14 protein-coding genes are annotated in these 19,597 nt (G+C 60.1%); 2 read left to right on the forward strand and 12 right to left on the reverse strand.

All coding sequences use genetic code 11. From position 1 onward, the window contains the following. Positions 1–125: 125 nt before the first annotated feature. The gene (locus tag HB376_RS34175; RefSeq protein ID WP_213768088.1) at positions 126–3,239 is read right to left on the reverse strand and encodes an autotransporter outer membrane beta-barrel domain-containing protein; all 3,114 of its coding nucleotides are present in this window, start codon (positions 3,237–3,239) and stop codon (positions 126–128) included. A gap of 592 nt (positions 3,240–3,831) precedes the next feature. Here HB376_RS34175 and HB376_RS34180 point away from each other — a divergent pair. Then, complete coding sequence (locus HB376_RS34180; protein WP_255631721.1) at positions 3,832–4,827, forward strand: glycosyltransferase; 996 nt, start codon at positions 3,832–3,834, stop codon at positions 4,825–4,827. 146 nt (positions 4,828–4,973) lie between these two features. On the opposite strand, the gene speG is transcribed toward HB376_RS34180, so the two are convergent. The 11 genes from speG to HB376_RS34235 form a co-directional block, all read right to left on the reverse strand. Beyond that, complete coding sequence (gene speG / locus HB376_RS34185; protein ID WP_213768092.1) at positions 4,974–5,516, reverse strand: spermidine N1-acetyltransferase; 543 nt, start codon at positions 5,514–5,516, stop codon at positions 4,974–4,976. A gap of 75 nt (positions 5,517–5,591) precedes the next feature. Then, positions 5,592–6,563, reverse strand: coding sequence for a LysR family transcriptional regulator (locus HB376_RS34190; protein ID WP_213768094.1), 972 nt, complete (start codon positions 6,561–6,563; stop codon positions 5,592–5,594). 328 nt (positions 6,564–6,891) lie between these two features. Continuing rightward, the gene (locus tag HB376_RS34195) at positions 6,892–7,533 is read right to left on the reverse strand and encodes a hypothetical protein (protein ID WP_255631723.1); all 642 of its coding nucleotides are present in this window, start codon (positions 7,531–7,533) and stop codon (positions 6,892–6,894) included. Positions 7,534–7,570: 37 nt separating this feature from the next. Beyond that, entirely contained in the window at positions 7,571–8,965 is a 1,395-nt protein-coding gene (locus HB376_RS34200; protein WP_213768095.1) for a selenium-binding family protein, read from the reverse strand. A gap of 672 nt (positions 8,966–9,637) precedes the next feature. After that, entirely contained in the window at positions 9,638–10,567 is a 930-nt protein-coding gene (locus HB376_RS34205) for a Gfo/Idh/MocA family oxidoreductase (protein WP_213768096.1), read from the reverse strand. A gap of 62 nt (positions 10,568–10,629) precedes the next feature. After that, complete coding sequence (locus HB376_RS34210) at positions 10,630–12,372, reverse strand: IlvD/Edd family dehydratase (RefSeq protein ID WP_213768097.1); 1,743 nt, start codon at positions 12,370–12,372, stop codon at positions 10,630–10,632. A 207-nt stretch (positions 12,373–12,579) separates the two neighbouring features. Continuing rightward, positions 12,580–13,674, reverse strand: coding sequence for a galactofuranose ABC transporter, permease protein YjfF (gene yjfF / locus HB376_RS34215; protein WP_213768098.1), 1,095 nt, complete (start codon positions 13,672–13,674; stop codon positions 12,580–12,582). Further along, positions 13,671–14,708 (reverse strand): ABC transporter permease, encoded by a 1,038-nt coding sequence (locus HB376_RS34220; protein WP_213768099.1) that lies wholly within the window; start codon positions 14,706–14,708, stop codon positions 13,671–13,673. The genes yjfF and HB376_RS34220 overlap by 4 nt, the downstream gene beginning before the upstream one ends. Continuing rightward, a complete protein-coding gene (locus HB376_RS34225) occupies positions 14,705–16,219 on the reverse strand; it encodes a sugar ABC transporter ATP-binding protein (protein WP_213768101.1) in 1,515 nt (504 codons plus the stop codon). Before HB376_RS34225 ends, HB376_RS34220 begins: the two co-directional genes overlap by 4 nt. 108 nt (positions 16,220–16,327) lie before the next feature. Beyond that, complete coding sequence (locus HB376_RS34230; protein WP_213768103.1) at positions 16,328–17,296, reverse strand: ABC transporter substrate-binding protein; 969 nt, start codon at positions 17,294–17,296, stop codon at positions 16,328–16,330. Between the two features lie 263 nt (positions 17,297–17,559). Next, on the reverse strand, positions 17,560–18,474 hold the full coding sequence (locus tag HB376_RS34235; protein ID WP_213768104.1) for a LysR family transcriptional regulator: 915 nt from the start codon (positions 18,472–18,474) through the stop codon (positions 17,560–17,562). Positions 18,475–18,586: 112 nt separating this feature from the next. On the opposite strand from HB376_RS34235, the gene HB376_RS34240 reads away from it, so the two are divergent. Further along, complete coding sequence (locus HB376_RS34240) at positions 18,587–19,408, forward strand: SDR family oxidoreductase (protein WP_213768105.1); 822 nt, start codon at positions 18,587–18,589, stop codon at positions 19,406–19,408. Positions 19,409–19,597: the final 189 nt, after the last annotated feature.

Consider the following 19,597-nt stretch of genomic DNA (forward strand, 5'->3'; position numbering starts at 1 on the left):
ATACGAGTAAGCCTTCAAACAGAAAGGCCGCGCTCGTTTCCGGGCGCGGCCTTTCTGTTTCTGACACGAGCTTAACTGAACGTCAAACCTCATGCACCGGTCACCCACACCGGCGCGCATCGCTTTTACCAGCTATATCGATATCCAACCTGACCAAACACGCCCTGACGATAATCGCCACCAAGGTTGCGGGAGTATTTGACGTTGGCGTACATCTCCGACGACTTGCTCATGCTCGTGGTGACACCCACGCCGACTTCATACCAGGTCTTCGAGAGCCCGCTGTTGAACGACGCCCCATCCACTGCCGTGTTGCCCGGGTTCAGGAAGTCGTGCAGTACGTCGGCGGTGAAGTAGGGCGTTGCCGTTCCCGTCTTCGTGTCATTGGTCAGGTTCGCCTTGAAGATCCGGAAGCCGACGCGGCCGCGCAACGCGTTGCTCGACGTGCTCGATACCGGCGAAATGCCGTCGTCGAAGCCGTTCAGATGCAGGTACTGGTACATCAACTGGGCTTGCGGTTCGATGGCAATTGTCGTCGATCCTATCAGCAACGGCTTGCCCACTTCACCGGACAGGCCCGTGCCAACGCCGTTCTGCGAAGCGCCGCCGCCATACACATCGCCGTACTTGTTGCGATAGTGGGTGAGTTGCGCCACGGCGTCGAAGTAGCTGCCGTCTTTCAGATATTTGGTCCAGTAGCCACCGAGCGATTGCGCCTGCGTTTCGACTGAGCCGGTAGCGGTCGTCAGCGCCGGATTGAGACTGCGTGCGCTGTCTTCGAAGGTTGCGGACGACGAGCCAATAGTCACCGTGACGCCTGCATGCGTGCTGCCGCCGGCCGGGTTCGTCGAGAGCGTCCAGTCCTTGCCGAACTCCGCGAAGAACGTGCGTTCATCGCCGGAGAAACGGTCCCCCGAGTTGGCGTTCAGGCTTTGGCCGCCGATACGTCCCCACACACCGTTGCCATACGTTCCCTGCGCGTTCTCGAGACTCGCGATGTCGCCGACACGTTCATGCAGCCGATCCATGATCGTGAAACCATAGTCGAGGTTGAGCGACGGCGTCATCGTGTAGCCGACCACGGCCGGGCGATACGCGATGACCGAAGGCTGAGCGGCAGGCGGGGAGCTGGGCGTGCCCGCGGACACGATCGGTGTCACCGGTGTAACCACCGGGCCAGAGTCGGCCGGCGTGGTTGGTGGCGTCGGTGTCACAGGTGGTGTAACCGGCGGCGTCACAGGTGGCGTCACCGGCACGCTCTCAAGCGCCGAGCGCAAATAGAAGTCGTTGGGGCGCCCCGAGCCGCCTTGATACAACAGATACTGGTACGCCCCCGCCTGAACCGGCGCAAGCATGTGGAAGGTACTGGCAGCGGCGCTGCCGTTCACCTGGACGAGCTTGATGCCGTCGCCCACCGTCAGCGCGCCCAGCCCGCTCGGACGCACTGTCACGGTCGTGCTGCCGCTCGCGTTGCCGCCAATGACCAGTTGGTCGGTGAACTGGTTGGACGGCGCGCCGCCCGCGTTCATGACAGTGTTCACAATCAACTGCGCGTTGTTGCCGACATAGTTGCCGCTCACATTGAGCACGTTGCCCGGCGTGCCCGATGCAGCCGCCAGGTTGATCGTGGCGTTATTGGTGAGATCACCGCGGATCGCAAAGGTGCCGGTCGTCGATGCAGAAAAAGCCGGCAAGGCGTTCGCCGCCGCGATCGTGCCCGAGTTCGTCACGGAGCCGAATACGGTACCGAAACCGCCAAGCGTGGCGCCGTCCGCGACGGTCGTCGTGCCCGTGCCGATGCTTGCCGAATTGTGCTGTGCGTCGCCGACTGCAAGGGTACCCGCCAGCACGTTCGTGTCGCCATAGGCGCTCACGCCGTTCATCGTGAGCATGCCGCTGCCGAGCTTGGTCAACGAGCCGGTACCGGTCACCGCTTGTGAGAGCGTGGACGAATATTGCTGCGTGTCGATCGTCCCGCCATTCGCACCGATCGAGATGGCGCGGGTCGCGGCGAGGTCGAGGTCGTTGTTCAGTTGCAGCGTGCCGCCGTTGAACGTGACACCGCCAGTGGTCGCGCCCAGTGCATTGTCCGCTGCGATATTCAGCGTGCCTTGCGTGATCAGCGTGCCGCCGGAATACGTGTTGCCGCCGGTTGCGGTGGGCGTGAGGAACAGCGTGCCCGCACCGGTTTTCTCGATCGAACCCGTGCCGCTCAACAATCCCGCGTACGTGCCGTCATCGGTTTGCGCGAAGCGGACCAGGCCGTTGTCGGTAATTGCGGCCGGCAGGCTCTGTGCCCGGGCTTGAAGCGTCCCCGCGGCATCGACGAGCATCTGTCCGGTGTACGTGCTGTTGTCGCCCGTCAGGATCAGCGTACCACCCGCAACTTCAGCACTTTGCACGTCGACCGGAATGCCGTTGACGGTCCACGTACCCGTGTCGGTCTTGATGAGCGTCTGGAAGTTGACGATGTTGCCGGTCAGCGTGTCCACGCCGAGTCCGCTCAGGAATAACTGGTTGTTGCCCGCACCGCCGTCGATATTGCCCTGCACCGACGAGCCGGTGTAGATGCGCATGACGTCGTCGCCACCGGAGAAAATGATGTCGCCGATAACCGTGCCCTTGTTGGTGAAATCGATAGGGGCGTCGCCGCTCGAACCGATCACGCTGCCGGGTGACCGGATCACGCCGGTTTCGTTATTGATGATCGTGTTACCGCCGACCTTGTTCTGGAACCAGATGGCGCTGGCGTTGATCGCCCGGATCAAGCCGTTGTTGATGATGACATTGCCCTGGCCTTGTATGTTCACGGCCTCGGCAATGTCCTGCGTGCCCTTGGACAGCACCTTGCCGCCCGCTTGCACGGTCAGCGTGCCGTTGTCCTGGAACTCGATGGTGTTGGCGCCCGTGCCATAGTTGCCGTGCGAATTCACGGCGTAATTGCTGACTGTGCCGCCCGTCTGCACGGTGATGTTCGCGTTGTTAGCGAGACTGATTGCCGATGCATCTTGCGTGGTAATCCTCGCGCCGTTCTGGACAGTGACCGTCTGATTGTCGTTGCCCGGAATATAGCCGGTACCGATGGTCGTGGTCCATGGGTTCGGCGATGTCGAGTCGCAAACCGTATCGAGGCCGTTCACGGCACATGCTGCTGCCGCCGCAATGGGACTCAGGAGAAAAGGAATCAGCAGAAGTGATGGTGCAAGCGAGATCGCTCGCGAACGAACTGGATTAGACATGAACCGCCCCCGGTGTTGTTATCTGTAAAAGCGGGCGGAATTTAACAAGCAGGCTATCTTGTGAATGTGGCTAGCCGAACGAACGAACTTGGAAACCTTACTGAGTAATACCTGCTTTGTGCAGCATCGCGCTTTAAGTGGCAGAAAGAGCCTGGGTATTTGTCAATTGTTGTCAGATCGACGGGAAATAAAATAGGCGCTTGTTCGTTAGTTGAGGGCAGGCCACTTCCCTTCCCTGGCCTTGGCTCCTTGTTCGCGTGCGTTAAATAGCAGAATCCGCGCGTGCGTTATGAGCGCTGCCGAACACGCAGCGCAGATGCAACGCGTTGTGTGGGTTACCCATCGCTCAAACGCCAATGTCTTGCTTCAGGGCGTTCCCTCTGTGTCCGTGCATCGGTACGATGCGTCTTTCGGCGCGTCAGGCGCTTGGGAAAGCGCTGATATCGGGGGAGATATGGGAGCGAAAAGCACGGTGGCAAACGAGTCGACTAACGTTCATGTTCACCTCTACTATGGTGTCGATCCAAGCATATATCGCAAGGACGAGAACGTTGGGTGCCTGTACGGTTATCACCACGCCGAGTCGGAATCGATGACCCTTTCGTATTCCCACGATCATCCCGAAGGACGTGCTCTCCGCACTATTCGACGCGGCTTGAAAGCGCTTCTCGGTTGCGATCTCGTTCATACATTTCGCAATCGCGCAGCGCTGCTTGAAGCGGACGTGATCTGGACGCATACGGAGCGCGAGTATCTATCGGCGGCGTTATTGCTGATGCTCAAACGTGGTCCGCGTAAGCCGCTTCTGCTTGCACAAAGCGTGTGGCTGCTCGACATCTGGGAATCGCTTGGCGTGTTAAAACGCGTGATCTTCAAGAGGCTGCTAAGCCAGGCGAGCTTGCTGACGACCCTGACTCACGACAACGCAGCGCTCACGAAAAAATTCTGGAATCGCGAAGCAACGGTGGTGCTCTACGGTGTCAGTACCGACGATTTCCCTTTGCAGCCCGTGTCCGAGTGGCGTCCTCACGAACCATTGCGCGTGGCGGCCATTGGTAACGATCGCGACCGCGATTGGCAGACCTTCATGGCCGCGTTTGAAAACGATCCGCGCTTCAACGCGAGGCTGGCGACCCAGCGCAAAGTCACGCGTTCTGATCGGGCGGATAACGTTGTTGTCGCGCCGGTGTCGGGGTTGGCGCAGCAACGTGCGCTCTATGAATGGGCCGATGTAATCGTCGTGCCGCTTCATCCCAATCACCATGCATCGGGCATTACGGTTTTGCTCGAAGCGGTGACGGCCGGCAAGGCGGTCGTTGCAACGGGCATAGGCGGTCTGTCCGACTATTTCTCCGATGACGCCGTCTCATACGTACCGGTCCACGATGCACAAAGCCTGCGCGAGACTGTCGCCGCGCTAGGCGCCGACCCTGAAGGCACGACGAAGCGAATTCGTCGCTCGCAGCAGGAGTTGGTGTCGAAGGATCTGACGACGCGCGGTTTCGCCCGGCAACACGTCATGCTGACTCATCAAATGTTGCGCCGGGCACAGTCGAACGAACGGGCGGAATCGCTTGCGCGTGTGTAGGCCGCGGGTCATGCGGCTTAAGGCGCTCAAGCGGCGGCGCAATACCCTGTCACCACCACGAGCGCCAGCGTAGCGTCTGACAACAACAGCGACGCGGCAAACAATGGCCGGGTGAACCTGATCCACTCGCCGACGCCAACCCGCGCTTACTTGGCTGCCTGCGTTTGTTTGAGGAAATCGTGCTGGAAAATGCACATGCGATACGCATTGTGATACCGGCCGTTGCCAAAAAACTCTTCGATCAATTCCGCTTCCTGTTTGAAGCCGCACTTTTCGTAGACGTGAATAGCCGACTGATTCGACACATCGACGATCAGGTAAAGCTTGCGCAGATTGAGCACGGAAAACGCGTAGTCCGTTGCGAGCAGGGTTGCGTTTGTTGCATAGCCCTGGCCTTGAGCGCCGGGCGCAATGATGATCTGGAACTCGCCGCGCCTATGGATGTAATCAAGCTCGATCAATTCCGCGAGCCCTACGGTCTCGCCCGTCTTGTCGACAGCGACGAAGCGGCGTTCACGCAGATCGTGGACATGGCGATCGTATAGCTGGGACAACTCAGAGAACGTTTCGTAGGGTTCTTCGAACCAGTAACGCATGATCTTTGCGTTGTTGTTCAGGCTGTGGACGAAGTGGAGATCGGTACGTTCGAGTGGCCGCAGCATGAGCTGATTGTTCTCTTCGATGATCATGAGTAACACTCCGTGAATGGTGGATCGACCTGCAATATAACTTAAGGGCCTCGCGTGCCTTGTTGCGCAGAGGCCTTAAGCGATGGCATCTTGCCGCGCGCCATACACTTCGAGCGCGGCATCGTGCAGCGCCCGAAGCACAACGGTTGCCGCCGGTGACAATAATTGCGTCTGCCGCGTGATAATGCCGAATGCATCCATGCGGCAGGGCAGTTTAATAGCCAGCCGTTTGAGCGTGCCGAATTCCTCGTATTGCCGGGCGACCTCTTCGGGCATCACAGCGAGCATGTCGCTCTGCAGCAAAATGCCGGAGATGGCGAGGATGTTGTTGGTATTCACCACATTCTGCGGCGAACTGAGGCCGATCTGCGAAAACACCATATCAAATCTGTGCCGCAGCACGCTACCGGGAGGATGCAGAACCCAGCCAGCGTTGACAATGTCGTGCATGGTCAAGCCGGTCGCCTGTTCGAGCGGATGCCCGGGGCGCACGACCACGCAAAGCGGTTCCTCGGCAATAGGCTCGTATCGCACAGCATCCTTGAACTGACCCTGTCGCTCGAGCACGCGGCCGATCATGATGTCGAGGTGGCCCTCTGCAACCAGCGGCAGCATTACGTCTGAAGTCTCAACCTGCAGCCAGATCTGCAATTGCGGATAAAGCGCCTTCACGCGCGCGATGGCAAGTGGCACCATGGTTGCGGTGGCTGCGGCAATTGCGCCAATCTGCACCTGACCCACGAGTCCCGCGCGCAACGCGGAGATCTCGTCGTGCGCCTGGCTCAGATTCGAGAGCACCATGCGCGCGTGCCGGATCATCACTTCACCGTACAGCGTAGCGTGCATCCCGTAAGGCGTGCGGTCGAAAAGCCGCACCTCCAGCACGTCCTCCAGCTCCTTCAATAAACGCGATGCAGCCGGCTGTGTCATGCCGAGGACATCGGCGGCGCGGCGGACATTGCCTTCTTCTTCCATGGCCGCGAGCAGCATCAACTGCCGCGTCTTGAGGCGCGCGCGCACGAACCAGTTCGAGGAGCTTTGAGCCATTGCCCTGTGCCTATGCGTGAATTGAAACGACACTGAAAGCTTTTTTGCTTACTGGATATGCGGGCGTTTTTTTCATTGTCGTTTTCGCTCAGTGACAAAACGGTTGTGGTTCCGGGAAGGCGCGAATGCTCTATAGGGATCGGGCGAAACCCGCAGTGAAGACGCGTCTCGCAGGCCGTGGACGTCAATCGTAGCCGATCGTGGCTGTCAGACAAGCTCGCTACGCAAGCCGCATTATCGCCGCTTGGCAGCCGTCGCCCGGTTTGGCGCACGAGTGAGAAATGACAGGCGCTTGCCGAAGCCGGGCGAGCAATCCGGCGTTCGGTTGCTAAGCCGTGGCGATCAGCAATACGCCGGTGCCCGCGAGCCCGATGGTCCAGAGCCTGTCGAAGTTGATCCAGCCGCGCCTGAGCACGCCCACGCCCAGCCAGTCGTACACCAGCAGCGCGATGGCCCCGGTCACGAGCAAGGTGGCCAGCGTATGCAGGCCAACGGCGGCGAGCGAGACCAGCAAGGGCCCGGATGATTGGCCTGCCACGGACCCGCACAATGGGATCAGCGCTGGAATCAGCATGAGACCTGCGCCGTGCGCGGTCGCCATCAGGAACGACCAGAGGACGAGGCCGACAAAACCGGTTGTCATGCCAACACGCACGCGGTGCCGGTGTCCGTAGCGAACCTGATACACCGCCCACGCGACGAGCAGGACACCGCTTGCGATGCGGATAAGATGGCTGTCCACGACCATCCCTGTAGTGAGCACGAGCGCGGCGACTATACCGATAGAGAGTGCGTGGCCCAGTGCCATCGGCGGGATCGCGAGCAGGACGGCCAGCCGGCTACGCCGATGCAGACCGAGGGCGACCGCGAACAGCCAGCCCATGGCGGGGTTGATTCCATGAAAGACGCCGAGCCCTGCAATGGCGAGCCACTCCCATACGTGGCCCGTCCCCGCCCATGCCATGTTCATGATGTGCCCGGCGTGAGCGCTTCGCGAGAGCCGCGGCTCACGGATAACAATACGAGTCCGACGAGCAATCGCCGCCCTCGAGCCGCACCTGATGCGGCCGGTGCGTGGAAGGCCACTCAACCAGGAAGCTCGGATCGAATTCAATACCGCCTTCGGGCGACGCATCGAGTTTCACCATCCAGCCGTTGAGACCATCGGGATAAAACTGATCGTCGATAGCGCCGTATAGCGAGTTGGTGAAATACACGCGGCGGCCGTCGCGGCTGACCTCGACCATCTGCGGTCCGCCGTTCAAGGGTCGCCCGGCCGCCTTCGGATGTGATTCGCGCGATACGATCCCGCCGATCCTCACGGTCCCGGTGAGTTTCGGCGCGAAGGGATCGGACACGTCGTATTGCCGCAAGTCGCCGGTTCCCCAGCACGCGACGTAGAGAAATCGGTCGTCCATTGACAGGTCGATGTCCGTAACGAGCGGAGGTACTGCGCCGAAGCCTTTCAGCATGGGTGGCAACAGATCGGGGTTGGCGGGCTCGGCCGGAATCTCGATGATCTTCTTGACGGCCCAGCGGTCGCCGTCGCGATACCACGTCCAGATCGACGCGGATAAATCGTTCAGGCTGATTACGGAGTTGACGAAGCCGTATGCCTTGGTGGGATCGTGGGCCGGACGCAGTTCGAACACGAGCTGGTTTTCCGCGCCGAAATCGATTTCCTGTTTATGCTTGCGTGTATGCAGGTCCCAGAAATGCAGCTTGTGTCCGTATTGGCCGCCTAGCAGGATTTCCGGCACCAGGCCGTTTTCGAATGTAGCAGGCAAGCCCCATTCGCTTGTGACCAGGGTGTCGTGTCCGAGATGCCACCAGGCATCGTAGGAAAGTTGCTGAGGACCACGATCTATTTCCCATTGACCGCGAATATCGAAGGTTTCATGGTCCATCAGGAAAATGCCGCCCGGCGCTTCGCCCTGCGCATTCCCCAATGCGGCCACGTAGATGCCCTCGGGTCCGCAGTGAACCGTATGGGGGCGCGTGTAGCCCGCTTTCTCCGCGACTTCGCTTGGTTCCAGCACGCGTACTATTTTAGGATTGCGCGGGTCCGCCTTGGTATCGAGGATATGGATTCTTGACGATCGCAAGCCGGGCACGACCAGATAACGACGTTCGGCGTGGGGGTGGGGTGCATTTGGGCATAAGCAGGAACTGCAGGCGTTCCAGCCGAAATGATGAAGTTCGTCGCCCGTGTTGGGCATTGCAACATTGCTGATCAGTTGTGAATAGCTGGCCGACGCGGGGTCTACGTCTATAACGGCGATGGCGTCTGGAACCTGTCGTGTTGGATCGAAGCTTGCGACGTACGCGATGGTTTCGTGCGGGGCTTTCATGGCCATCCGCGGGGAGGGATAGAACGTTGGATCCGGTGTCCAATTTGCCATGCCATTTCTCCAGGGAACGTTTTTCCCTGGTGGCCTGGTAGAGGCCGCTCCAAGGATTACCTGCAGACCTACCGGGCAAATATACCTTGTTTCCGGCAATTTAATTGCACGGGCGCGTTAGCGCCGAAAGCTTGTTTTCTTCTAAGCGAATATCGCGTAGCGATATAAAGACGGGCTACCTAAGGGGCTCCAGCCACGGGTAAACGAGAGGGTATGTCTCCCAGGTGAGTTGCAAATCGCGAGTTCGTTTGCACGCGGTCAGAGCAATCCTCTGGCAGGACGGGTCCCAAAGTATGGAGGCGGCAAATGGTGCTTGCCCGAGAGCGTACGGGGCGAAGCGTGTTCGTGTCAGGATTCGCGAGAAGGAGGGGTTCACACATCCGGCGCTCTGGCGAGCACCGTGCTTTTGGGGCACCTATGAATAGAAACTGCACGCTGTGGACACTTAGGGTAGCGTGGTTGAAAGCGTTTTCTTTGCTTCGTTTCTTTGTCGCTTTGGACAAAGAAATGACGTGCCGCCACGCACAGTGGCTAACAGTGATAAAGAGAAAATCCGACTCACGCAGACTGCTAAGGCCGAAAGCAGCAACCCGGCACTGACCCCGACCGCTACCCCAGAACCCAACACCCCCGGCATAGACCCCTGACCACCGCCCGCGAACAAACCCCTCCCTACCCCTCGAATTTCTCAACCTCACGCCGGCCGCCAAGCAGCATCGCATCGGCAACATGCTGAAGCGGACTGACATCGACATCGCTTGAACCGGTCGAGATCAACTCGAAGAATCGATCATAAAGGCTTGGATATTCCCTTTCCCGTCCGATGTCCTTCACCTCCCCATCGATCTTTAAAAACTTCCCGCCCTGAGCCAGATGCAACACACCATCGCGGGTGGTCACTTCAATCTGCCACAATTCTTCCGGACCAAAACGCCAGTCGAATTCCGCCCGGATTGGCGTGCCAAGCGCGTCGCTGAAATCAAGGTTCGCGGCAATCGGATTGTGCCGGTTTGCCGGAACAAACAACTCCGCTGACTTGAGGAAAAACGCATGCGGCAAGATACGCGTGATGATGGATAACGCGTTGATACCCGGGTCGAATACACCGAGGCCGCCCGGTTGCCAGATCCACTCCTGACCTGGATGCCAGCGGCGTACATCTTCTTTCCACAGGACGTTCACCGCCGTAATTTCTTTACCGGCCAACCACGCACGCGCGGTTTCAACACCCGGGGCATGACGGGAATGCCACGACGCAAACAAGGTGCATTGATTTTGCTGCGCCAAGGAAGCGAGCACGGTAACTTCGGTCACGCTCGCACCCGGCGGTTTCTCCAGCATCACATGCTTGCCCGCTTCAAGCGCCGCGCGCGCCTGGGAGAAACGGACTTGCGGCGGCGCACACAACGACACGGCTTGCAAAAGCGGCTCCGCCGCCAGCATGTCTTCGACATTCTGATAATTCTGGACCCCATCGATCCGCGCATTCCGGCTCGCCCCTGCAATGAGCTTGAACCCGGAATGACCGGCGATAGCGGGTAAATGCTGATCGCGAGCGATCTTGCCGACGCCGGCAATGCCTATCGCAACTTGCTCTGTCATGGTTGGACCTTAAAGAAAGCTTCGTTGATGTGGTACGTAACGGTAGTGCGCAACGTGCGGGATTAATGCGAATGCCGCGGCACATCGGCACCTCGGCATCCTACGAGAAAATCGAAATCGCAGCCTTGGTCAGCTTGCAGGACGTGATCGACATACAGCTTTCTATACCCGCTCGTATCCGCAATCGCAACTGTTTGCACTTCGGCCCAATTAGCGAGACGGGAGGTGAGTTCCGCATCGCTGACGTCAAGGTGCAGTGTTCCGCCAAGGCAATCCAGTTCGATCCAGTCGCCTTCCTTCACCACCGCCAGCGGACCGCCGGCACGCGCTTCGGGCGCAACGTGCAGCACCACCGTGCCATAGGCCGTGCCGCTCATGCGTGCGTCAGAGATCCGCACCATGTCGGTCACGCCTTGCGCCAGCAACTTGGGCGGCAAGCCCATGTTGCCCACTTCAGCCATGCCTGGATAGCCCTTCGGCCCACAGTTCTTCAACACGAGAACGGAGTCGGCCGTCACATCCAGTTCGGGGTCTCCGATGCGGGCCTTGTAGTCATCGAAGTTTTCAAACACGACCGCTCGGCCACGATGCTTGAGTAACGCCGCCGTCGCGGCCGACGGTTTGACCACCGCGCCATTGGGTGCGAGATTGCCGCGCACGATGCATAGGCCGCCATCAGGAACGAGCGGTTTGTCGAGCGGACGGATGACTTCTTCGTCGTAGATAGGCGCTTCTTTCACGTTCTCCCATAACGAATGGCCGTTCGCCGTCAGCGCATCGGGATGGGGCAGCAAGCCTGCTTCGCCCAGGCGCCGGATCACGCCGGGCAAGCCGCCCGCGTAATAGAACTCCTCCATCAGGAAGCGCCCCGATGGTTGCAGATCGACCAGCGTAGGTGTGCCGCGGCCAATGCGCGTCCAGTCATCGAGTTCCAGATTCACGCCAATGCGCCCCGCGATTGCCTTCAAATGAATCGCTGCATTCGTCGATCCACCAATCGCCGCGTTCACACGAATCGCGTTTTCGAAGGCTTCTTTCGTCAGGAGTTTCGAGAGCCGGACATCCTGCAGCGCCATCTCCACAATGCGCATGCCCGACATATGCGCGAGCACGTAGCGCCTGGAATCCACGGCCGGAATGGCCGCATTGTGCGGTAGCGTAACGCCAAGTGCTTCGGCCATGCAGGCCATGGTGGACGCCGTGCCCATGGTGTTGCACGTGCCCGCCGAGCGCGACATGCCCGCTTCCGCCGACATGAATTCGTGCAGCGTGATCTTGCCGGCCTTCACCTGTTCGCTAAGCTGCCAGACCACCGTGCCCGAGCCGATATCGCGGCCATGATGTTTGCCGTTGAGCATCGGGCCACCGCTTACCGCAATGGCCGGCACGTCGCAGCTCGCTGCGCCCATCAACAACGCGGGCGTGGTTTTATCGCAGCCGACGAGCAGCACGACGGCATCGACCGGATTGCCCCGGATCGATTCCTCCACGTCCATGCTGGCGAGATTGCGCGTGAACATGGCGGTCGGGCGAAGGTTCGATTCGCCGTTTGAGAACACGGGGAATTCGACCGGGAATCCGCCGGCTTCGAACACCCCGCGCTTCACATGCTCGGCGAGCTTCCTGAAATGCGCGTTGCAGGGCGTGAGTTCCGACCACGTATTGCAAATGCCGATAATCGGTTTGCCCTGGAATTCGTGATCAGGAATGCCCTGGTTTTTCATCCAGCTTCGGTACATGAAACCGTTCTTGTCGGCTGTGCCGAACCATTGGGCGGAGCGCAGCGGGCGTTTTGCGTCTGACATCGATTTTTCCTTACCGTTTGCTATTCGTTTGCTATTTCAAGGCTTCATTTGCACGAACGCGCCTCCCGTTCGAGACCTGTTTGGTGATTCGCAAGACGCGCTGACCTATCCCTTTTATAGAGCATGCAGAGCAGTCGTGCTGTCTTACATGTCTTACTGCTGTCAACGGGAACGGCGACTGCAGCGCGTGTTTTTGGCGGGGGCGCGTTAACTTCTGGATCCAAGCGCAACGGGATCGGCTTTGTTCGCCGCATCGTGTTGCCGTACCGCATCTCGCCGCTTTAGCTTCGATCCCGCTCGTTCACCCGATGCCGTCCCATCCGATTTGCGCCGCGCCGCATGCCGTTCGATCACACGCTGCAACAGGCAGAACGCACACAGGAGGGCTCCTATCACGATACGGGTCCACCACGAACTCAGCGTGCCATCGAACGTAATGAGCGTCTGGATGGTCCCGAGAATGCCCACGCCGAAGACCGATCCGATCACATAACCAACCCCACCCGTGAGCAGGGTTCCACCAATGACCGTGGCGGCGATGGCATCGAGTTCCATGCCCTGGCCTTGCAAGCCATAGCCTGAGAGCACATACAGCGTGAACACCACGCCGCCCAGCGCCGAGCAGAAGCCGCTCAATGCATACACGCCGACCTTCGTGCGCGCCACTGGCAGCCCCATCAGCAACGCGGAACGTTCGTTGCCGCCGACCGCATAGACGTTGCGTCCGAAGCGCGTGAAGTGCGCGACGAAGATGGCGAGCAGAAGCGTTGCGATGGCGATCAGGCCACCGGCCGTGAGCGACGCGCCGCGAATATCGATGTGAAAGCCCGACAGCGCGTGAAAGCTGGGGTCGTTAATGGTGATCGACTGCGTGGTGATCAGGAAACACGTGCCGCGCGCGAGGAACATACCCGCCAGCGTGACAATGAACGGCTGCAGTTTGAAGAAGTGGATCAGCGCGCCCATCGCTGCGCCATACAACGCGCCCAGCATGAGCACGAGCGGCACGATCACCCATATCGACCAGTGCAGATGTTCAGCGAATACGGCGCAGAGAATGGTCGTCAGTGCGACGACCGATCCCACCGACAGGTCGATGCCGCCCGATACGATCACAAACGTCATGCCGATCGCGACGATCAACAGGAATGCGTTGTCGACGAGCAGGCCGAGCAACACTTGCAGCGAGAAGAATCCGGTGTACATCACGGAGCCGAAGCCGAAGAGCGCGATGAACAAAACGATGGTGACGACGATCGGCAATGTACGCGGATCGACCAGGCGGTCGAGAAGGTTCCTCATTTTGCTGCCTCGGCAAGGGGCTTTTTCAGGGCGTAGGCAAGGGCGCGTTTCAGTTGCCGCATGATGATCGTGCGGGCAGTGGCCGACTGGATCACGCTTACTACCAGCACCACCGCTGCCTTCACGACGAGCGTGGCTTCAGGCGGCACGCCGATGGAGTACGTGGTGTAGGTCAACGTCTGGATGATCAACGCGCCGAGCACGGTGCCCGCGAGGCTGAACTTCCCGCCGAGCAGCGACGTGCCGCCGAGCGTGACGGCGAGGATCGCATCGAGTTCGAGCAACAGTCCGGCATTGTTGCCGTCGGCGCTGCGCACATTGGAGCTGATCAGAATGCCTGCTATAGCCGCCGTCAGCCCGGAGAAGGTATAGACCCCGAACACGATTGCGCTTGCGCGCAAGCCGACCAGTTTCGTCGCCACTGGATTGATACCGATCGCACGGATGAACATGCCAAGCGCGGTGCGATTCATGAGTAGCGCGGTTGCGGCAATCGCACCGGCCGCGACCCACACGGAACACGGCATGCGGGCCAGATAACCGCCACCGACCATGAGATATCCGGGTGCGCCGATCGGGATGATCTGGCCACCCGTGAGCAACTGCGCGACGCCGCGGCCGGCCACCATCAGGATCAGCGTCGCGATGATCGGCTGCATGCCGACGAACGCCACCAGCACGCCATTCCACATGCCGGCGAGCACGCCCACTGCGAGCGCGGCGGCGAGTGCTTCACTGACCCGCGAGGGATCGTCGGCGAGGATGCTGGCGGCTGCCGCGCCGGCGATTGCAACGACTGCGCCGACGGAGATATCGATACCCCGCGTTGCAATCACGAGCGTCATGCCGAGCGAGACGAGCACGAGCGGCGCGGCACGATTGAGGATATCGATAGGCGCGCCGAACCAGTGGCCGTCGAGCATCGTGATTGAGAGGAAGTGCGCGTTCTGGCTCAGGTCGAGCAGGATCAGCAGCACGAGCGTGAGGGCCGGCCATACGAGAGGATGTTGCAAAGCGGCTTTGATGCGGTTCATCGGCTGCCTCCCGCAATGAGTCTGTACACCTGATCTTCCGACGCCGCGTGTCCCTCGACCTCCGCCACCTTGCGCCGGTCGCGCAGCACTGCAATCCGATGGCTCACGCGCACGACCTCGCTCACCTCGGAAGAGATGAATACAATGGCGAGCCCTTTCGCGCACAGCGCCAGCACGCGATCCATGATTTCGAATTTCGCCGCGACGTCGATGCCGCGCGTGGGTTCATCGAGGATCAGCATCTTCGGTTCCGTCGCAAGCCAGCGCGCGAGCAGGACCTTCTGCTGGTTCCCGCCCGACAGAAGTCCGATGGGCTGTTCGGCATCGGGCGCCTTGATGCCCAGCCGCTCGATATAGTCATCTGCTATCTGGCGTTGTTTTGCCTTGCCAATAGCGCGCCACCAGCCGCGTTGCACTTGCAGCGCGAGAATGATGTTTTCTCGTATGGAAAGATCCGCGATGATGCCTTCCTTTTTCCGGTCTTCGGGGCAATACCCTATGCCACGGCGTACTGCATCACGAGGAGAACGAAGCTTTACCGGCTTACCGTCGATAGACATGGTGCCCGCATCCGCCCGCTCCGCGCCGAACAGGAGCCGGGCGGTTTCGGTGCGGCCGGAACCGAGCAAGCCGGCCAGCCCGAGGATCTGGCCGGGCTGTACGTCGATATCAACGGGATTCATGACGCCGCGTCTGCCTACACCGCGCATTTCGAAGAACGGCGGCACAGCGGCCTTGTGCGCGGGCGGTTCGTCAGCCGCGCGCTTCAGGCGCTCGGTCATCCGTTCATGGCCCACCATCTTTGAAACGAGCAGTTCCACCGGCAAATCGCGGGCGAGATATTCACCCTCACGTTCGCCATTACGCATGACCGTGATGCGGTCCGATATCGCGTAGGTTTGCTCAAGAAAGTGCGTGACGAACAGGATCGCCATGCCCGATTTCTTGAGCGTGCGCAGCACATCGAAGAGCCTTGCGACTTCGCCGTCGTCAAGGCTTGACGTTGGTTCATCGAGGATCAGCACGCGCGCATCCACCGAGACTGCGCGCGCGATCGCCACCATCTGCTGCACGGCGATCGGATAGGTATCGAGTGATTTGGTCACATCGAGGAAGACGTTCAGGTCGGCGAGCGCCGCTTCGGCCCGTGCATGAATGGTCTTCCAGTCGATAGCACCACGCTTCTTCGGCTGCCTTCCGGCGAACACGTTTTCAGCGACGGACAGATTCGGGCACAGGTTCACTTCCTGATAAAGCGTCCTGATTCCAGCCGCTTCCGCGTGAAGCGGGGTGGCGAAATTGACGGTTTCGCCGCCAAGCCGTATCTCGCCGGCATCGTGTGCATGGACGCCGGTGAGTACGTTGATGAGCGTCGATTTGCCGGCGCCGTTCTGGCCCATCAGCGTATGAATCTCTCCGGGAAACAAACTGAAGTCCACGTTCTGCAATGCCTTGACGCCTGGGAACGACTTGGAGATGCCAATGGTTTCAAGAATGGGCGAGCCGGTCATGAACGAAGGCCGAAAAGGGAGGTTGAAAGTGCGCAACGAGTCCGCCGTTGTTGCGCCTTATGTGACGGACTCGCGTTTGTCAGATGTTTTCTCCGCAACTGCAGCGGCTCAGTACTTGCGCTGTGGCAAGACCTGCGCTGCAACGCTCATCGGGAAAATGGTTTCATCGGTCACGATGCGCTTGGGCAAGGTTTTTCCCGCCTTCACTTCCTTGACCGCGGTCATGAGTTGCGGTCCGAGCAGCGGACTGCATTCCACGTCGACGTTGATCTTGCCCGCGACCATGGCTTCGAAGCCGCCCTTGGTGGCGTCGAACGAGACCACGCTCACATCGCGGCCGGGCTTCACGCCGGCTTCTTCCATCGCCTGGATTGCCCCGAGCGCCATGTCGTCGTTATGGGCGTAGACCACGTTGACCTGCTTGCCGTAGGTCTTGATGAAGGCTTCCATGACCTGCTTGCCGCCCGCGAGCGTGAAGTCGCCGCTTTGCGACGCGATGACCTTGAACTTCGGATCGTTCTTGATCACTTCCAGCAGCCCGGCGCGACGATCGTTGGCGGGCGCTGAGCCGACCGTGCCCTGCAACTCGGCGATGTTGATGGGACCGGCGTCGTTCTTGTAGTGCTCTTCGAGCCATCTGCCCGCGCGGCGGCCTTCTTCGAGGAAGTCCGAGCCGATCATGGTCACGTACAGCGATGTGTCTTTAACATCGATATTGCGGTCAGTGAGAATCACCGGGATCCCGGCGTTTTTCGCTTCGATGAGTACCGGTTCCCAACCGGATTCCACGACCGGGGAGAACGCGATTACATCGACTTTCTGCGCGATATAAGAGCGGATCGCCTTGATCTGGTTTTCCTGCTTTTGCTGGGCGTCGGAGAATTTCAGATTGATGCCGGCGTCTTTAGCCGCGCTTTTGACAGAAACGGTATTGGCCGTGCGCCAGGCGCTTTCCGCGCCGACCTGTGAGAAACCCAGGGTGATCTTGCTGTCATCGGCGTGGGCGGTCAGGTTTGCGCCCAGCAATAGCGCAGCACCAAGCAGCGCACCAATGGCTGCGCGTCGAGCATGTCTCATGGTTGTCTCCGATTGTTTGTGTTTATGTTCGGTACTGCCACGCTTATCCGTGCTTATGCGTTTTTGCGCGGTCAACTGGTTCAGGTCGTACCGGAGTGAAGCGTAGCGCCGGGGTTCATGGCGGTCCAATCAGTTATTTGGTATTTGCGATACCAGAATTGGTATGGCGGAGGGGAGTTGTCGGCGCGGTCGGATTGCCGGAATGAGCTAGTCTCGTTGAAGCGGCCGCCCCGGTGGCGGTAAGGGACTCCAGCGCTGGAAAGTCAGTCAGGCGTATCAGGATCGGACGCCGTGCACTCGCGAATGAGGTCGATGAACGCGCGCAATCCCGCCGGCACATGCCTGTGCCCGGGGTAGTACAAACAAAGCCCGGGTGCACGCTCGGACCAGTCGTCGAGCACGCTGACGAGGCGGCCGGCGGCGATGTGATCGGCCACCGCCCACTGGCTCATCCATGCAAGGCCGACGCCGTGAAACGCGGCGTCGAGCATCAGATGCGGGCTGTCGAGTGTCAGTGCGCCCGGTACCTCCATATCGATGCGCTCGCCGTGTTTCCCGAACGTCCACTTGTAAGGCGCGCCGCCCGGCAGGCGGGCGCGAATGCATTCATGCGCGCGCAAGTCGTCGGGCACCATCGGCCGGGTGCGATCGGAAAAATACGCCGGCGCGCCCACCACCAGGAAGCGCACCGCCGCACTGCAAGGCACGGCGATCATGTCTTGCGGCACGTGGCCGATCTGCCGGACTCCGGCATCGAAACCTTCCGCGACGATGTCGACCATCCGCGCGTCCGTCACTATGTCGAGCTTCATGTCGGGATAACGCCGCAGGAATTCATAGCCGACAGGGTTTATCAACCGCAGCGCTGCGCCTTCCGACGCGTTGATGCGCAATGTGCCCGTCAGTGTTGCGCGATGCGTGTTGGCCTCATCCATTGCGGCGGAGATTTCGCGCAGTGCGGGACCGATGCGCGCGAGAAACTGCTCGCCGGCTTCGGTCAGCGACACGCTGCGCGTAGTGCGATGAAACAAGCGCACGCCCATGCGCTGTTCGAGCGCGGCGACCGCGTGACTCAGCGCCGACGGCGACATGCCGAGTTCTTTCGCGGCGCCGCGAAAGCTGCGGTGTGCCGCAACCGACGCCACCGATGTCAGTTCGGATAACGCTGTCTTGTTCATTGTTCCATTGTTCGATTACTTGCATTAACCCGTGCGATATTGTGCGTATTGTCGCATCGATCATGGGTTGTTACCTTGTCCGCATGTCATCAACGGTCAGGGAAACAGAACCATGAGCAAGACGATTTTGATTACCGGCGCGTCGTCGGGTATCGGCCGGGCGAGCACGGGGTTGTTTGCCGCGAAGGGCTGGAACGTGGTCGCGACGATGCGTCATCCCGACGCGTCGCTTGAGGCGGACAATCTGCTGGTCGAGAAGCTGGATGTGCAGGACGTCGACAGTATTCAACACGCCGTCGATGCCGGCATCGCGCGCTTTGGTGCGATCGATGTGTTGCTCAACAACGCCGGTTATGGTCAATACGGGTTGTTCGAGGCGCTGTCGCGGGAAGACATCCAGACGCAGTTCGACGTCAACGTGTTCGGCGTGATGAACGTCACGCGTGCGGTCCTGCCGCATTTCCGGGCGCGCAAGTCCGGTGTGATCGTGAACGTCGGGTCGGGGGCGGGCATTTTCACGCTGCCGATGATCTCGCTCTACTGCGCAAGCAAGTTCGCACTGGAAGGCTTCTCTGAAGCGTTGTCGTATGAACTGGCGTCGCAAGGCATCGGCGTGAAGCTTGTTGATCCGCACGGCGGCGTGACGAGCACGCGGTTTAACGAGCGGTCGGCGCAAAGCGCGGCGAGCAGCGACGCGTTGAAGGACTACGACAATTTTGTCGGCCGCACGAGCGAGGCCTTCGCTAATCTCGCGGCGGCGAGCAATATCACGGCGGAAGAGGTGGCGCACGTCATTCACGGTGCGGCGACCGATGGTACTGACCGCTTGCGCTACCTTGTCGGCGATGATGCGCGCGGCTTTATCAAGGCGCGCCGCAACCTGGATGATCAGGACTATATCGGGTTCATGCGGGCGCGGTTTCCTTCTGTATGAGGTTTGGGGCGGCGGGCGTAGCGTTGGGGGGATTGGCGTGAGGGGGAGGTCTGCTGGCGCTCGTGGTTCTGGGTTTATGCCTGGGTAGTTGGTTCTGGGGTTAGTGGTCGGGGTCTATGCCGGGGTGGTGCTTTCAGTGTTAGTGGTCTGCGAGAGTCGGATTTTCTCTTTATCACTATTAGCCACTGT

This window comes from Caballeronia sp. dw_19 (assembly GCF_018449515.1).
Lineage (GTDB): Bacteria > Pseudomonadota > Gammaproteobacteria > Burkholderiales > Burkholderiaceae > Caballeronia.

Bases quoted from the DNA above. Each gene is read 5' to 3' on its own strand.
- HB376_RS34175 (WP_213768088.1), bottom strand. From the start codon at position 3,239: ATGTCTAATCCAGTTCGTTCGCGAGCGATCTCGCTTGCACCATCACTT.
- HB376_RS34180 (WP_255631721.1), top strand. From the start codon at position 3,832: ATGACCCTTTCGTATTCCCACGATCATCCCGAAGGACGTGCTCTCCGC.
- speG (WP_213768092.1), bottom strand. From the start codon at position 5,516: ATGATCATCGAAGAGAACAATCAGCTCATGCTGCGGCCACTCGAACGT.
- HB376_RS34190 (WP_213768094.1), bottom strand. From the start codon at position 6,563: ATGGCTCAAAGCTCCTCGAACTGGTTCGTGCGCGCGCGCCTCAAGACG.
- HB376_RS34195 (WP_255631723.1), bottom strand. From the start codon at position 7,533: ATGAACATGGCATGGGCGGGGACGGGCCACGTATGGGAGTGGCTCGCC.
- HB376_RS34200 (WP_213768095.1), bottom strand. From the start codon at position 8,965: ATGGCAAATTGGACACCGGATCCAACGTTCTATCCCTCCCCGCGGATG.
- HB376_RS34205 (WP_213768096.1), bottom strand. From the start codon at position 10,567: ATGACAGAGCAAGTTGCGATAGGCATTGCCGGCGTCGGCAAGATCGCT.
- HB376_RS34210 (WP_213768097.1), bottom strand. From the start codon at position 12,372: ATGTCAGACGCAAAACGCCCGCTGCGCTCCGCCCAATGGTTCGGCACA.
- yjfF (WP_213768098.1), bottom strand. From the start codon at position 13,674: ATGAGGAACCTTCTCGACCGCCTGGTCGATCCGCGTACATTGCCGATC.
- HB376_RS34220 (WP_213768099.1), bottom strand. From the start codon at position 14,708: ATGAACCGCATCAAAGCCGCTTTGCAACATCCTCTCGTATGGCCGGCC.
- HB376_RS34225 (WP_213768101.1), bottom strand. From the start codon at position 16,219: ATGACCGGCTCGCCCATTCTTGAAACCATTGGCATCTCCAAGTCGTTC.
- HB376_RS34230 (WP_213768103.1), bottom strand. From the start codon at position 17,296: ATGAGACATGCTCGACGCGCAGCCATTGGTGCGCTGCTTGGTGCTGCG.
- HB376_RS34235 (WP_213768104.1), bottom strand. From the start codon at position 18,474: ATGAACAAGACAGCGTTATCCGAACTGACATCGGTGGCGTCGGTTGCG.
- HB376_RS34240 (WP_213768105.1), top strand. From the start codon at position 18,587: ATGAGCAAGACGATTTTGATTACCGGCGCGTCGTCGGGTATCGGCCGG.